The 14,150-nt window shown below is 69.0% G+C and carries 18 protein-coding genes; all 18 read right to left on the minus strand.

The genetic code is table 11. From position 1 onward, the window contains the following. Positions 1-10: 10 nt before the first annotated feature. Positions 11-2,770, minus strand: coding sequence for a hypothetical protein (locus ACIP6U_RS29925; protein WP_401724064.1), 2,760 nt, complete (start codon positions 2,768-2,770; stop codon positions 11-13). Between the two features lie 73 nt (positions 2,771-2,843). Continuing rightward, entirely contained in the window at positions 2,844-3,488 is a 645-nt protein-coding gene (locus ACIP6U_RS29930; protein ID WP_401724066.1) for a hypothetical protein, read from the minus strand. Next, on the minus strand, positions 3,488-3,646 hold the full coding sequence (locus tag ACIP6U_RS29935) for a hypothetical protein (RefSeq protein WP_401724069.1): 159 nt from the start codon (positions 3,644-3,646) through the stop codon (positions 3,488-3,490). Before ACIP6U_RS29935 ends, ACIP6U_RS29930 begins: the two co-directional genes overlap by 1 nt. A gap of 322 nt (positions 3,647-3,968) precedes the next feature. Next, complete coding sequence (locus tag ACIP6U_RS29940) at positions 3,969-4,259, minus strand: hypothetical protein (RefSeq protein WP_401724072.1); 291 nt, start codon at positions 4,257-4,259, stop codon at positions 3,969-3,971. Between the two features lie 47 nt (positions 4,260-4,306). Then, complete coding sequence (locus ACIP6U_RS29945) at positions 4,307-4,666, minus strand: hypothetical protein (RefSeq protein WP_401724075.1); 360 nt, start codon at positions 4,664-4,666, stop codon at positions 4,307-4,309. A gap of 8 nt (positions 4,667-4,674) precedes the next feature. Continuing rightward, positions 4,675-5,034: a hypothetical protein gene (locus ACIP6U_RS29950; protein WP_401724078.1), complete on the minus strand. Its 360-nt coding sequence runs from the start codon at positions 5,032-5,034 to the stop codon at positions 4,675-4,677. A 36-nt stretch (positions 5,035-5,070) separates the two neighbouring features. Beyond that, a complete protein-coding gene (locus tag ACIP6U_RS29955; RefSeq protein WP_401724080.1) occupies positions 5,071-5,220 on the minus strand; it encodes a hypothetical protein in 150 nt (49 codons plus the stop codon). Continuing rightward, positions 5,214-5,642, minus strand: coding sequence for a hypothetical protein (locus ACIP6U_RS29960; protein ID WP_401724083.1), 429 nt, complete (start codon positions 5,640-5,642; stop codon positions 5,214-5,216). The genes ACIP6U_RS29955 and ACIP6U_RS29960 overlap by 7 nt, the downstream gene beginning before the upstream one ends. A gap of 521 nt (positions 5,643-6,163) precedes the next feature. Then, positions 6,164-6,421 carry a MerR family DNA-binding transcriptional regulator gene (locus ACIP6U_RS29965; protein WP_401724086.1) on the minus strand — a complete coding sequence of 86 codons (258 nt, stop codon included), beginning with the start codon at positions 6,419-6,421 and terminating at the stop codon, positions 6,164-6,166. A 108-nt stretch (positions 6,422-6,529) separates the two neighbouring features. Next, positions 6,530-7,345: a hypothetical protein gene (locus ACIP6U_RS29970; protein ID WP_401724088.1), complete on the minus strand. Its 816-nt coding sequence runs from the start codon at positions 7,343-7,345 to the stop codon at positions 6,530-6,532. Positions 7,346-7,766: 421 nt separating this feature from the next. Beyond that, entirely contained in the window at positions 7,767-9,236 is a 1,470-nt protein-coding gene (locus ACIP6U_RS29975; protein ID WP_401724091.1) for a hypothetical protein, read from the minus strand. 262 nt (positions 9,237-9,498) lie between these two features. Beyond that, positions 9,499-9,825: a DUF732 domain-containing protein gene (locus ACIP6U_RS29980; protein ID WP_401724093.1), complete on the minus strand. Its 327-nt coding sequence runs from the start codon at positions 9,823-9,825 to the stop codon at positions 9,499-9,501. A gap of 217 nt (positions 9,826-10,042) precedes the next feature. After that, positions 10,043-10,327 carry a hypothetical protein gene (locus tag ACIP6U_RS29985; RefSeq protein ID WP_401724096.1) on the minus strand — a complete coding sequence of 95 codons (285 nt, stop codon included), beginning with the start codon at positions 10,325-10,327 and terminating at the stop codon, positions 10,043-10,045. Positions 10,328-10,337: 10 nt separating this feature from the next. Further along, a complete protein-coding gene (locus ACIP6U_RS29990; protein ID WP_401724098.1) occupies positions 10,338-11,081 on the minus strand; it encodes a DNA-methyltransferase in 744 nt (247 codons plus the stop codon). An 891-nt stretch (positions 11,082-11,972) separates the two neighbouring features. Continuing rightward, entirely contained in the window at positions 11,973-12,866 is an 894-nt protein-coding gene (locus tag ACIP6U_RS29995; RefSeq protein WP_401724101.1) for a hypothetical protein, read from the minus strand. Positions 12,867-12,967: 101 nt separating this feature from the next. After that, entirely contained in the window at positions 12,968-13,168 is a 201-nt protein-coding gene (locus ACIP6U_RS30000) for a hypothetical protein (RefSeq protein WP_401724104.1), read from the minus strand. A 29-nt stretch (positions 13,169-13,197) separates the two neighbouring features. Continuing rightward, the gene (locus tag ACIP6U_RS30005; protein ID WP_401724107.1) at positions 13,198-13,575 is read right to left on the minus strand and encodes a hypothetical protein; all 378 of its coding nucleotides are present in this window, start codon (positions 13,573-13,575) and stop codon (positions 13,198-13,200) included. Next, a complete protein-coding gene (locus ACIP6U_RS30010) occupies positions 13,572-14,135 on the minus strand; it encodes a hypothetical protein (RefSeq protein ID WP_401724110.1) in 564 nt (187 codons plus the stop codon). Before ACIP6U_RS30010 ends, ACIP6U_RS30005 begins: the two co-directional genes overlap by 4 nt. Positions 14,136-14,150: the final 15 nt, after the last annotated feature.

Below are 14,150 nucleotides of genomic sequence, written 5' to 3' on the forward strand. Positions count from 1 at the left end.
ACCCCCTGTTCTACTCGTCGGCGTTCCAGCGGGAGCCCGTCAGCCAGGAGCGCCAGCGCCGGGTGCCCTGGCTGGTCTGCCAGCGGCTGAACGGGCCGGTCGCGGTGGCGACGAGTCGGCGCAGGTTGCCGCGTACAGCCGTCACCACCCCGGTCAGCCCGGCGAGGGCCTCCAGTGCCATCTCGAAGTGGCGCCCGCTGACCGCGTCGGCCACGGCCTGGGCAACGGCCGTGTGGACGACTGTGGTTCGGCGTCGGGCCTGACGTGCCAGCGCGACGCCGGCCGTACGGCGGAGGCTGCTCCAGCGGCTGAGCGCGGCGCCGGCGGACAGTGTCGCGTGCAGGACGAGCCCGGGCACGGCCCGGGCCGCTGCGCTCGCGCTGGTGGTCGCGGCGCTGGTTTTGCTGATCAGTCGCCGCCCGTCGGCGGCCACGGACAGCGCACCCGTGCGGGCGAGGGCCAGCCACCGGCGGGCTGAGGCGTTGAGGGCCAGGGCCGCTTGGAGCGTGATCTGGGCCGCGCCCTGGATGACGGCGGACGCGCTCGTGCCCAGCGTGGACGCAGCAGCCTGCCCGATCAGTCGCCGCGCTCCCCCCGCGGCGGCTACGGCCGCGGCGCGCGCGGCCTCGAGGCGTCGGCCGGCGGTTGCCGTACAGGCGGTAGTGGCCGCTGCGTACAGGTGCGGGATGCGGGCGAGTTGGGCGCCGGCGGAGGCCACTGCAGATCGGCCGATGCTGATGGTCCGTCGGGCCGCGCCGCTCGTAGCCGCTACTGCCGCGCGTGGCAGTGCGGCCGTGCGCCGCGCGGCGGCGGTCACGGACAGGGCCGTACCGCTCGCCAGTTGGCCGGCTCGGGCCGCTGTGCCCTGAACGACCAACAGTGCAGGGGCTGTGAGGGCTCCTGCTCTGCGCAGGCTGCTGGTCAGGGCTGCGGTGGCGGTCGTGCGCAGGGCGGTGGCCCGGGCGAGCGTGCTGGTGGTGGCGAGGGTCGCGGCGAGGATGACGCCGTGCGCGATCTGCCCGATGCTCGCGGCCGCGGTGGTGGCGACGGTGGCCGCGAGGACCTGGAGGAAGGCCTGCCCTCGCGCGGTCGTGCCAGTCAGTGCCGCGGTGGCGGTGCGGGCCAGGAGGCTGCCACGCAGCGTGCTGCCGCTCGTGGCGGTGACCGTGTCACGGGCCAGCCTGGCCTGGCGCTGGACGGCGCTGACGGTGGCCGCGGTCGTGGTGAGGAGAGTACTCATCGTGCGGCGGGCGCCGGAGGAGACGGTCACGATGCAGGAGCGGGCGAGCGCGATGCTCCTGGAGCAGGCTGCCGACGTCACAGCCGCTACGGCCCGGGTCAGGGTCGACGCCCGGGTCACGGCCGTGGACAACGCGACGCTGGCCGTACGGGCGAGGCCTGCGGCACGGGCGGTGCCCGGTGTGACGACGCTGACGGCGGCGCGGGCCAGCATGCCCAACGAGGTCCGGCCGCCGGCGACGAGCACGCTGCTGGCGCGCGGGAGTCCGGCCGTGCGGGCGATGCCGGAGGCGACGGCGATCGTGGCCTGCACCGCGAGGGCTACGAGTTGGCCCAGGGAGAGGGTGCTGTCGGTGGTGACCGTGCCGGACGCGGTGAGCGCGGCGCGGCGCTGGTCGCCGGCGAGGGTGGCGAGGATCGCGCGGAACGCGGTCAGCGCACTCGCGCGGGCCGAGCCGGCGGCGGTCGCCGCGGTGGTCGCGCGGGCAAGTCCAGTGGCTCGGTTGCAGGTCGTGGTCGTCGCGGCGACGGCAGCTGCAGCGACCGCCATGAAACGGGCCCCTACGCCGACGGTGGCCAGGACGGCCGCGGTGATCAGTTGCGCAGCTCGGCCGGTCCTGCCAGTCGTGTTCACCGTGGCCGAGTTGGGGAGGGAGCTGGCCCGCGCGCCCGTGGCGGCCGTGCCTGCGGTTGTGGTTCGTTGAAGGACTGCGGTCCGGCTGCTGCCGCTGGTCAGTGAGAGAGCGGCGCCGAGCGCGGCCAGGACGAGGAGGCGCATCGACAGGGCGGTGGTGGTGAGTGTCGTGGCGCGGGGCAGTGCTGCGGCTCGCCCGGTTCCGCTGCTCGTTGCGATGGTCGCGCCGGCACTGACGTTGTAGACGATGGGACCGGTGCTGGGGGCGAGTGCGATCGTGCACATCACCGCGGTGTTGGTCGACGCGGAAGCGGTGCTGGAGTAGCTGTAGCTGCCGGTGACCTTGTCGGCGGCGGTGTCGAAGGTGGCGAGGCTGTTGTTGTTCGTGCCGGTCGCAACCAGGCTCCCGGAGCGGGACGTCAGCCCGCTCGGTGTGGACCAGGTCGACGCGGTGATGCTGCCGCGGTCGACGTACCCGGTGACGATCCAGCAGTTCGCGATCGTGGTGGTGACCGAGGGGCTGGCATGCGCGGCACGGTTGGTCGTGTCGTTGGCCGCCGCGCTCTGGTGGATCGGGGTCGTCGTGTCCACGCCGCGGTAGCTGGAGATCGCGATGATCGCTTTGCCGGTGGAGAACGCAACCGTGTACGAGGCGGGCTCGCTGGAGGCGACGCGGTAGAAACCGGCGAGCGCGGTGCCGTTGGTGTTCGTGACCGGGAAGTTCGGGATCACGGTCCAGCCGGACGGCGTGGTGACCGTGGCTGTGCCCGACGCCCGCGACACCAGCATGATCATCACGTCGGTGTCGGCTGTCCCCGCGGGGACGTTGCAGGCGAGGCTGGTCGCGGTGGGGGTCGAGGTGACCGCGGTCGCTGTGGCGACGTAGGAGATCGACATCCGGCCCCCTCCCCTGCCTCACAGCGAGCTGGTACGGCAGGCGCCCGAGGCTGGCTCGCCCCGGCTGTGGGGATCAGGTGTGCTTGACGGTGAGGGTGTAGGAGACCTGGTCACCGGACGCGAGGTTCTGCGCGCCGTGGTCCGCGTGGAAGTACAGGGACCCGTTGGTGACGTTCGAGACGCCGGGGATGTTCCCGCCGGTCACGGTGTCGCTGGACGCGATGGTGGAGATCGCCGTGGAGCCGTTCTGCGCACGCGTCACGGTCAGGGTGTTCGTCGAGATCGCCGTGATCTTGAGGATCTCGGTGCGGATCTGGATGTACTGGTTGACTGAGAAGTTCGCCCCGTTCGCGACGACCAGGTTGGTCGAGGAGTTGGAGCCGATGACACCGGATCCGCCCTGGACCGTGTCGACCGCGGTGGGTTTGGACGCGCTGTCGGACAGGGCGACCTCGGCGATCGACTGCGTGGAGCCCGACGTGAAGGTCCCCACCACCTGGTAGGTGTCGTTCGGGGTCGTCGTCGTCACGACGGACGACGTCCCCGCAACCCTCGCCTCCGTGGCCTCCTTGAACAGGCCGACGTCGGGGACCGCGGCGGTGAGGCCGGCGGGGTTGTTGCCCCAGGCGAGGTTGAGCGGTTCGGCCTGTGTCGGCGAGCTGCCGCGCATCCGGCCCGCGATGATCTCCCGCCCCTTGGCGGTGACAACTGCCCCCATCATGTCCTCCTGTTGCTTCGTCTGTTGGAGCGGGCGATACGAAGATTCGCGAGCGGCCGGCCCACGATCTGCCACCAGGCGCTCCGCCATGGGCTGGCGTAGTGCGCGGCGACGACTCCGTGGTCCTCGACACGGCCGTCGGCGCGGGTGATGACCATGCGGAGCTCGCTGGAGTGGGGCACATCCGCCCTCGACCGGCTCACCGCCCGGCCCCGCCATCGGCCTCGCGGTCATCTCGTCCGGCGTGCTCGGCGCGGACCTCGGCCAGACACACGGTGTACGAACGTCCGGTCGCGGCCTGCCTCTGCCGAGCGAGCTGCTGGGCCTCGCTCTTGGGCAGTTTCGGCGCCTGAGGCTCGGTTGTCCGTGCGCGGGCTCGGGCGGCAGCCTTGGCCTGCCCGCACACCCTGTCCTTTGGAGGACCGTCCAAGAGCCGCTTGACCACAGCGCGCTGCCGATTGCGGCGGTCTCTGCGACCCATCACAGCCTCCCGATCCCGAGTGGACCCACCTTCGCTTCACTGCGGGCGATGCTGCGAGCGAGTGTGGCGGCGTCGTCGTGAGAGGCCCGGTGGATGTGGACGGTGACGCCCCCTGACGCATGCACCCCGGCCGATGTACCTTCGCCCTCAGGCTTGTTGGGCGCGTTGTCCGGGTGCTCGGTCCGGCAGTGGTCGACCAGCGGCGCGGTGTCGAAGGCCAGGTTGACCTCGTACCGCCCCTCGCCGTTGACCTTATGTTTCTCGGCCGTGAGCGTGAGGACGACGGGCAACTGGCATATCGGGCACGGGAAGGGCATCGTGCGCGGGAGGGCGACCATCAGGCACCCGCCGGCTGCGCTGGCCACGCCCAGGTGCCGTCACTGTCACCGCAGACGACTTTCTCCGCCCAGTACGTGTCGGGACCGTCGAGGAGGACGTGGAGGTTGCACGGATCGGACACCGTGCCGCTCGCGCGGACGACGGTCGCGGGAAGCACCATGCCGGCCCGCACGTGCGGGGCACGGGTGTTGGCTGCTACGCGCTGGCGGGCGATCGCGCGGACGTCCGTGCCGGAGAGGCGGTAGAAGACGCGGTGGCCGATCTGCGGCGCCCTCGGCGGCCAGAACACGCTCGGCCCGGGCAGAGGAACCGGTGAGGACCCAGCGGGCTCGACGTCGTTGAGGCCGGGGTGGGACATGGACACTCCTACGGGCGGATCGGGTGGACGGCGATCAGGTCGGTGACGTTGAGGAGACCTGCGCGGGAGGGATGGGGATCGTGGGACATGCGCCCGTCGGCCCAACATACGGAGTGGCGCACACCGCGCGGTGAGACGCCCCAGGCCATGCCGTACGCGCAGTAGGCGTCGACCGGCAGGACGTCCAGGGAGTGGCCCTGCACGCGGCAGAACGCATCCATCAGCTCGAACCAGCCGGCGCCTTCGGCGATGAAGTGCGGCACGGACAGCAGCGGCAGCTCCAGCAGCGACGCGACCGTCGCCTGGAGGCAGTTGCCGGGCCTGCCCCGGGGATCGTCGTGGAGGATCGACTGAGTGACCGGCCGCATCGCCATCCCCTCTCGGCGCGGTGAAATCTCCCGCGGTCAGGGGGTGTTCGGGGCGCAGCGCCTGTTGATGCAGCGGCTTTCGCCCTCGGTGACGTAGTGGACGTGCTTCCCCTCTGCCACGAGCCGATGCGCTGCCTCCAGCGCGGTGCGCGGCGCGCTCTCGGCGGAGGATGTGGGTGTCACCATGAGCCGCTCCAGTCGCCGGGGCCGTCCCACATGGCCTCGACGGTCTCCCGGGTTCGATGTTCGTCACACAACGGGCGTCGGAAGTAGCTGGGCCGGATCGCGGCGAACCGTTTGGTCGGGACGTCACAGATTCCGTCGCCGACCGGTGCGGTGCAGCCCGACCAGTCCGCGTGCCGGCCGTCGATGGTGAGCCGCTCCAGGAGGTGCTCGCGCATGTGCGCGTAGGCCTCGTCTGCGGTGTCGTGGCCGATCCGGGACCAGGCGGGCGAGGCGCCACGGTCGCTGACCGGTGTACGGATGATCTCCAGCCAGGCGTCGGTGCAGCACTCGACGTACCTGCCGATCCGGTCGTTGCCGCCGGTGTAGACGAACGCTCCGGCCCTCGGGCCGCTGTCGAGCTGCTGCACGGTGTGGCGCTGCACGACGCCCCCCTTTCCTGCCCGCGACCGGCCACCGACGAGATGCCCGGTCGGCGGAGTACGGGATGAGCTGGCCCGCGCGTCCGCAGGGTGGTCACCGTGGGCGCGGCGGGAATTCGAGGCCGGCCCGGGCGGAGCACGTGGCGCCCGGGCCGGTGCGGTCCTCGCGGATACCGCGTGTCGAGCCCGGCCACCGCGGTATTCGGCCCTCGCCCTCCCGTCGGGGGGGCGCGTCCGGATGCTGGCCGGTGACTGGCGTACGACACACAGGTCCTCGCCGTGTCCCCGGAGGTGGACTCCGGTCGTGCGGCGAGGAGATGAAGGGTCCGCTGCCCGGGGGCGCGCCACAGTCCCGGGTGGCGCGGCCGGCGGATCCGCCCGATCGCCTTCCGGGCAGCGGAGATTGGGTGGGCCGCCGCGCGGACAGCGACCCTCAGCGCCGCCCGGCGACGGTCCGACTCCCCACGCCCACAGCTGGCGTGCCGCAGAGGCAGGGAGGACTCAAGGGCGGCGGCGCGGCAGTGTCAGACCGCGACGGCGTCGGCCGGCACGGTGTAGGTGCGGCGAGCGCGCTGACGGGTTGCCCGCTCCGCTCTGATCACGTCGACCGGATTGAAGAGCGGTTGTCCGGCCGCGTTGGTCATGGGCCGTCCGCTCGCTGTGCGGGCCTGGGCGAGGTGTCCCCGGTGCTTCCAGTTGCGGACGGTGTTGGGCGTGACCCCGGCGGCGTCCGCTGCCTCCTGCGTGGTCCAGAACCGGTTCTGGAGGTCCGTGAGATCCATGGCGCCCTCCGACCGGCGGTGCTGGAAACGGCGAAAGGCCCCGCGTCAGCGAGGCCTCTTCGTGGACAGAGTGATCCGCGATCAGCATCACGCGCGATGGGCAGCGCGTCAAGCAGGGGTTTCTTCCGGCGCGCCGTCCGGGTGTACCGGCGTGCGCCGCGCGGCGATCTCCTGGGCGGCGAGGTCTTTCACGTGGTGGGCGTACTCGGCGTGGGTGAGGAGGCTGCGGCAGTCGGGGTCCTGGCACTCGATGTACGGCTCGTCGTTGACGAGGCGGAGGTCGCGGGACTCGGCGAGCCAGGGGCCGCCGCAGCGCTTGCAGGGGGCGAATCGTTTCGTCTCCGGGGCCTTGTCGCGACCGGTGAAGCGGGTCGCGGCGCGGTGCCACGCGGCGACCTGGGCTGCTGGGTTGCCGGACGGGATGAGAGCGCGGCCGAGGCGGGCCGGCTCGTGGGACTCGGCGGCGCAGGGGTGTTCCTGGAGGAGCCAGTCGATGTGGGCGACGAGCAGTCGGATCGTGCGGCTGATCCACTGACCTTCCCGTACGCCGGGTTCGCGGACGGGGTGGTCTCCGAGCCTGCGGAGGCCTCGCAGGTCGGCTGTGACTTCGGCAAGCCCGCCCGCGATGTGATCGGTCATCAGCCGCGCGGCCTGGCCGGGCCACGGCGTGGTGTCGGTGGGCGCGCTGTTCATCGTCACGGTGGGAACGCCGCGCTGACCGTGGAGGGGCTCGAGGCTGATGGCCACCAGGAGTTCGGGAAGTTCGGCTAGGTGACGGCGTGCACGGTCGACGCAGGCCGCGCAGTGCAGCGGGATGCCCCAGGTGACGGGGATGTCGTGCGGGGTGCCGTCGGTGCGGCGGAGGTGTTCGGCGCGGCGCCAGGCGGTGTTACAGGGCCCGAGGCAGGGGGCGGGAGTTGGCATGTGGGGGCCTCCCCGATGAGTGGGCGGTATCAGGGGTGGAGAAACTCGAGCGGCTCCGCCTTAGTCCAAGGAGGGCAGAGCCGTTCGGTGTGAAAGCGACCCAACAAGTGGCGTGGCACGCCGTGTACGCTTCGATCTTGCATCAACCGCCCGACGGGCCGCAAGAAACCACCTCAAAACGGCCACAACGAAGCGCGGTTTCGGCCCGCTCGGACTCGAGCCACCTACAAGGGTGGTGCTCCGCTGCGCGCGAACGAGACACCTCTCGCGCCGTCATGACGCCCAGAGACGATCGGCGCTTCCTTGCCGTCCGGCATACGGAGGCGGGGGAAGCATGCGGGTTTCGTACTCGTTCATCGGCACGGCTTTCATCGCGGTCGCGTTCTTCTCCTTCATCGATCGTCTACGGGGCGACCCTTAGTCAGTCCGTGAGGAATACACGACTGACAACAACTTCGGGGCATCCCAGAATGCGCAGGGCGTGTCCGCGCACGATGAACTCTAGGATTTCCACAACCTTTTGCAGGAGATAGAAATCATAGCCACGATTCCCGTGAGCGAGGTCGTTACGGACCGTTCGCAAGGCTCCAGCAGTTGTCAGGGAAACGGTCGTACTCGCAGCCTGCACTTCCTTGACGAGTTCTGTTGCACTCAAACGGTCCATAACGTTGACAGGTAGACCCATCACCAGGGCATCGAGAGCTTTGTCGAGGCTCTCCGGTCGCTTCTTTGAAAGGTACTTTTTCACGAACTGGAAGGTCTTAGCATCTAGATCCTCCTTCGCCCGCGCCAAAGCCTCTTCGTAGCTTGCAGTGTGCTTTATCTGACGTTCCGCAGCGGTGGCCTTGTTCTCGTATCCGTACAGCCCCTCCAAGGCTTGGATCAGCAAAAGAAAGCGTGAGCGTGGGTGCTGGTCGCGGGCATGCAGCATCGTCCCGTACGTCTCAACTAGGGGGTGGTGCGCAGCGGCGTACTGGGACCATCGCATGACCAGTTCAAGAAGGGAAAGGTCGTCAGGGAGCGCCCGTACCGCACTTTTGTGCGCCCGGGCTGCCGCAGTAGAGCTGGCGAAAGGATCTTGGGTGATGCCAGATCCCACCACCTGGTACTTGCCTTCTCTGCCTTCGAGTTCGACGTGAAGGTAAGACAATTCCTGAGACTTACCAGTCGCGATCGAGAGGATCTTACGCAACGGCTCAACGTACTGATCAACTACGTTTTCGAAAGATTTGGGTTGAGTCAGAGTCACCTTGGCCACGGGACTGAACGCCAGGTTGAACTCGAATGGGTCCAATGCACGCATGAGTTGGTGGTAGCTCACGGTGAGTTGAGCATCATCGGTCGACCATTTACCAACGGCACTTTCATTGACTGTGGCTGCCCATCGCCCCTCTTCTCCACCTGGTGCATGAGGATTGGAGACATTCTTGATAGGCGAAACACCAAGCGCCGAGTCCAAGGCGGTGATCTGGAATGTTGCCGAGGTGACTAGCGGTGGGTCAGCATCCCGACCAGGTGCCGGTACCTCAGGAAATCCGAAGAAGGCGGCTTTGTTCAGCAGAGCCGCAGCGCCCGTGACGCGACCGACCCTGTCCCAGAGTTCGATGCGCGCATCCAGCAGGGTGACTGTTCCGCCGTTGTCCAATCTCCCATACAGGACGGAGACGTTGATGAACTGCGGGAAGTCCATTCCAACAACGCCTGGGAAGTGCTCCGTCTGCTTCAAAGGCACGTTGCCATACACCCTGCCCATTGGCTGAAGCAGGGGTCGCAGTACCAAATTTCCTGGAACTTCGACATAGCCGTCAGCATCATCAGGGATGAGCCATGAGCACAGGTACGTGTCGGGTTCGTACATCAGGCTCAGAGGTAGCTTCCGCTTTTCGGACATGGCACAGCCCTCGTCTCGGCTCTACACCAGGTTGAGCGGCCCTGTTCGCCGCAGTACTGCTCATGTTGCCTGGTCCGCCGAGTTGTCCGCAGACGTTATTAGGCATGGACCGGCAAGACGACCGCAGAGGCAACGGACCCGCCGGGGAGCACCTCTCGTACCAGACCGACCAGCACAGCACTCCAGCAGAAGACATCAACTCACCGAGGGCCCGCCGCTAGACGACCAGATCGAACCCACTGGTCAGTGTCGTGCTCGGCCGCTACGGCAGCTGGTCCTTTTGCTCCGGGCAGTACACGAGCACCGCAGCCGAGATGAGTGCCGAGGCCTCTTTGTCCGAGAAGCCGCTCTTCGCGTACGCGGCAGCGTCCTCGAAGGAGCCCTGCTTCAGCTTGTCGCAGAGGTCGGTACCTTCGGAGCCGAGTGTCTCAGCGAGCTCGTCGGTGGGGATGCCGCCGAAATCGGCCGGGTCCGCGGCGGCGACCGCGTCTGCGTACTTCTTGTCGTCGGCGGACGGCCCGCTGTTGGAACAGCCGGCGCAAATCAGCGCGGTAAGGACGGCAGCCGTGGCCGCGAGCGTGCGTCTCATGCGGGTGATGGTGAGCGGCAAGGCGCACGGGCGACGGCGATGTGGCCGTGTTGTGACGGTGTGTTCGACCGCTGTCAGGTGTTACGGCTGCGCTCCTCGGAGGCCGTGCGGAACGCCTTCTCGTGCTCACGAACCAGCTCGACGATCTTCTCGGCGATGCGCGCGCCGACCATCCCCCGGAATCGCCCCGCTTCTGCCGCAGTCCGGCCTCGACGCCTCACCCTTCTTCACGTGGCTCCTGCGCATTCAGTGAAGTCTGCTCCAACCACGCTTGCATGAACGTTGCGCGACCAGCCTCCGCTACGCCTGCCCTCTCTGCCAGGGCGTGGATCGTAAGGGTGTTCAGCTCAAGCAGCCCGAGGATGGCAGCCCAGAGGTCCTCCTCGTTGGCTATAACCGTGCGGATGTGCCCGAGGCGATCAACCAGCGGTTCGGGTCCGACGTAGACCGTCATCAGTTCAACAGCTGTCGGCAGCACAGGGGTCCAGCCGGAATCTGTCATGGATCTGACGCTACGCCGCGTCGGTGTGCGGGGCGATAGCGGTGAGCCGGTCCCGGATGGTCCGGGCGTAGGTGGGCGACTGCTCGATACCGACGAAGGCGCGGTCCTCCAGGAGCGCGGCCGCGCCGGTGGTGCCGGCGCCAGCGAACATGTCGAGGATGGTGCCGCCCTTGGGGACGATGCGCACCAGCTGCCGCATGACGTCCTCGGGCTTCTGAGTGATGTGCACGCGGGCGCTGCCGCGGGGCTGGCTGCCGGTGAAGTGCCCGGGGAGGTAGACCGGCTGGTTGCCGGGGATCATGGCGCCATTGCTGCCCCAGACGATGAACTCGCAGTCCTGACGCAGTCGGCCGGGCTGGGGCCGGGCGATGGGCTTGTGCCAGACGGCGACGCCGCGCCAGGTGAAGCCGGCGGCCTGAAGGGCGTCGGTGGTCGCGGGGAGCTGGCGCCAGTCGGTGAACACGAGGGCCGCTCCCCCGGGGCGGGTCAGGCGGTAGGCGTGGGCGAGGATGAGGGCGAGCCAGGCGGTGTAGGAGCGTTGGTCGCGGTTCTCGCCGGTGAAGTCGCCGAGGTCGAAGCCGTGTTCGCGGCCGCCGCTGGTGAGGTACTTCTGGCGTGCGGTGCGGCTGGTGCGTTCGTTCATGGTGCGGCCCCCGGAGTTGTACGGCGGGTCGCAGATGACGGCGTCGACTGGCTGGTCGAGGGTGGGGAGGATGGTCAGGGCGTCGCCATGGTGGAGTGTCCAGGTGGGCATGCGGGAGCGCCTTTCGTGCGGTCGCGTACGCCAGTTGGCGAGCGAGTCGGTGCACAGCCCCTGGGGCGGGGCCTCTCCAGGTGTTCCCCGTGATGATCTTGCTCATGGTGCCCAGCCGGACACTTCCGATCCGCCCCCGACGGCACGGGCGCCTCTCGCCACCGGCGTCATGTGACCCCGAAGGGGGGCATCGCAACCGGTAATCGAAGTACTTCCCTCGGTGACCCTCCCTCCTTGAGCAGGTCTTTTGCAGGCGATTCGTTACCGTCCAATCGCCAAAATGACTCTCTGTATCGCAGCAGTTTGAACATCAGGCTCCCGCAGGCTCATATGCTTAGCGTGCTTCGCCTGTTCTTCCTCCAAAACCCCCGTCCGAGCTGCCCCGGCGCTTGGCGGGATGTCCCTTGATGGTCAGGGGACTTGGGAGAAGAGGAGGAAGCGTCTGATGGATTCGAAGGAGCGGAAGCCGCGCAGGCGTTGGACTGGTGCTGAACGTTGGCAGGTCTGGCTGACTGCGGCAGGGCTGCTGCTCGGCGCCATCGGAACGTGGGGGCAGTTGGTCCGCTAGGACCGCCCACGGACGAGCGGGTCGGACAAGACCGGGGCTGCACACGCAGCGAGCCCGGTCGGCTTCTGGACGACCGGGCTCGTGAACTGCGGCGCGGGGGGCTCACTCGGGAAGGAGTGGGTCCTCCGCTGCCGCCCCCTCATGATGGGAATTACATGTTGGCGCGGCGATTCCAATGTACCTGCCCCGCGCACACCGCCGATACCGTATTGGGCTGCGATTACGTCGGGGGCAATACCGGCAGTGACATTACGTCGGCGAATTACCTCGCTCGGATTCGCAGCCCGTTGTCCGGTGCGAGGCAATTGGGTACATCTGTCCTGTCATGCTTCCGTGACCGCGACGGGGTTCTCCCCGAGCCATCCGATGCGCGCGTCGACGTTCGCCTCGGCCTCGCGCTGGCGCGAGGTGTGCGCCTGCTCCGCGGCGCGCCCGTTCTTCGTACGACAGGGCTCGCCGCTCCCGGCCGAGCAGCGTTCGCAGGCGATCCGCAGGACCTCCTGAGCGACGGCCGCATCCCGTTCCTGGGCACGTCGCTGCTGGGCGGTCTTCGACTCCCAGGACAGCAGCAGCGAGTTCGGGACGCCGTCCATGCCCTGCGGGTAGGTCAGGGTGCTGTCGGAGTACGGGGCGATGCTCGCCAGGTGCAGCAGCTGGTTCGCTGTGGGGATGACTGCCGGGCCGCCGTAGTCCTCCCGGTCGGTGTTCAGGGCCGCCGCGCCCCACCCGTCGCCGGCATCCTTGAATCCGGTGGCAAGGGGGATGTCGCCCTCGATGATGCGGGCCACCTTGTGGAGGCGATCGGCGCGTTCCCGCAGCGAGCGGGCCTCACGGCGCAATGAGTCGATGTCGTCGGCGAGTTCAACGGGGGTGGCGGGGGTTTCGGCGGCGCGGGCGAGCTGGTCGAGCCAGACGGCGGCCGCGGAGCAGTGGACGGCGAGTTCGTCGACGGTGATGCGAGGGCCGGCCATGAGGTGGGCGTTGGAGTCTTCGGCCGCGTCCTGCTGGCCGGGCAGCGGGCGCTCGGGGGCCGTGACGATGCCGTACAGCCGTACGCCACCCTTCTCGCGGGTGGGGCGCGTGATGGGGCGTGCTGTGTGGCCGAGCGCGGCCATGGCCCGTTTCCAGACCATCTCGGTGGCGTCGGGGTCTGCGGACGTGATGCGGACTTCGACCTGGCCGTCGTCGGGCAGGACGGTGTCGGTGCTCGTGCTCAAGGGTGCTCCTGTTGGTGGGGCGGCCGTCTGGCCGGCGAGGAAGAGAGATGGGGCCGAGCTTGGGGCGGTTCCGCCCGAAGCTGGGCGGACGGTGCCTGGGGTCAGTCGTCCGGGGCTGTGTTGCCCGCGTCGAGCTGGAGGTAGGTCCGGCCGCCGTCGTACGGGCGCGGGTCGGTGGTGTGGAAGGCGCCTTGGAGTACATCCAGGACTGCCTGGGTGGTGGCCTCGTCGGCCGTGATCCGGATCTCCGCGATACCGGGAAGGAAGGTGCGCGGCGCACGCGGGCGCGCAGAACGGGGCATCGAGCTGCTCCTTGCCGGGTTGAGGGTGGTCAGGCCGGGCGGTTCGGGTTGTCGACGGTGACGCCGGCGAGCCAAACGACGAGTGAGGCCTCGTCCACGGCGTCGAGCGCGGTGAGGAGTACGGCCAGGGACTGCCGGTGCGTGGCCTCCTTGGCCGTCATCCCGGCCGGAACCACGCTCATCCGCAGCTGCTCCAGCACCGCCTCCGCGTCCGGCCGCACGCCCCCCTCCACGGGCGCGTTGGCCCAAGGCTGTCCGTGGAGGGCGCCCCAGGCCGCACGGGCGAGACCGGTACGCATGTGGTGAACGTCAGCGCGCATCGCGCCGACCAGTTCCTGGAGTTCGGCGGCCGTACGGACCGTGTTGCCGTCGTCGACCCAGTAGGTCAGCGCCTCTCCCCCGCTCACCACTGCTCCCTCCGGAACGGGTCAGCGATGTCGCCCTTGAGGATCCCCTTGACGATCCCGGCCACCTCGCGTGCGCCGTCCTTCGTGGTGGGTGCGTGGATCGACAAGACAGTGCCGCGGGCCTGGTTGGTCAGGAGTTCCCAGCCGCTGTCGGAGTACACGGCGACAGCGAGGCCTGTACGACCGTCGAGGCCCCAGTGGGGCCCGGCGGAGAGCGCCTCGACTGCGACCCCAAGGCGGACCTGACAGCCGGTGACGGTCAAGCCTTCACCCTGGAGACCGTCCCTCAGCGCCATGAGGAGGGCCGCGATTTGGTCGCCGGTGCGCTCGACGGCCGGCCGGCCGTACTTCCCGGACGACGCCTCCGCGGCCGCGGTGATGAGGCCGCCCAGCCGACCGAGGCGGTCTTCTCGGGAATGGCCGTGTTCGCCGGCGGTCGCGTACAGGGCGTCAAGGAGGAGGGCGGCTTCGGTGATGACGCTGGGCGCGTAGAGGGCGCGCAGGCCGCTGTAGTGGCGGGTGATCTGGGTGATGGACTGCTCGGTGGGTGGTGCTTCCACGGTGGGCTCTCCGGG

Source organism: Streptomyces sp. NPDC088794 (assembly GCF_044750545.1).
In the GTDB taxonomy this organism is placed as follows: domain Bacteria; phylum Actinomycetota; class Actinomycetes; order Streptomycetales; family Streptomycetaceae; genus Streptomyces.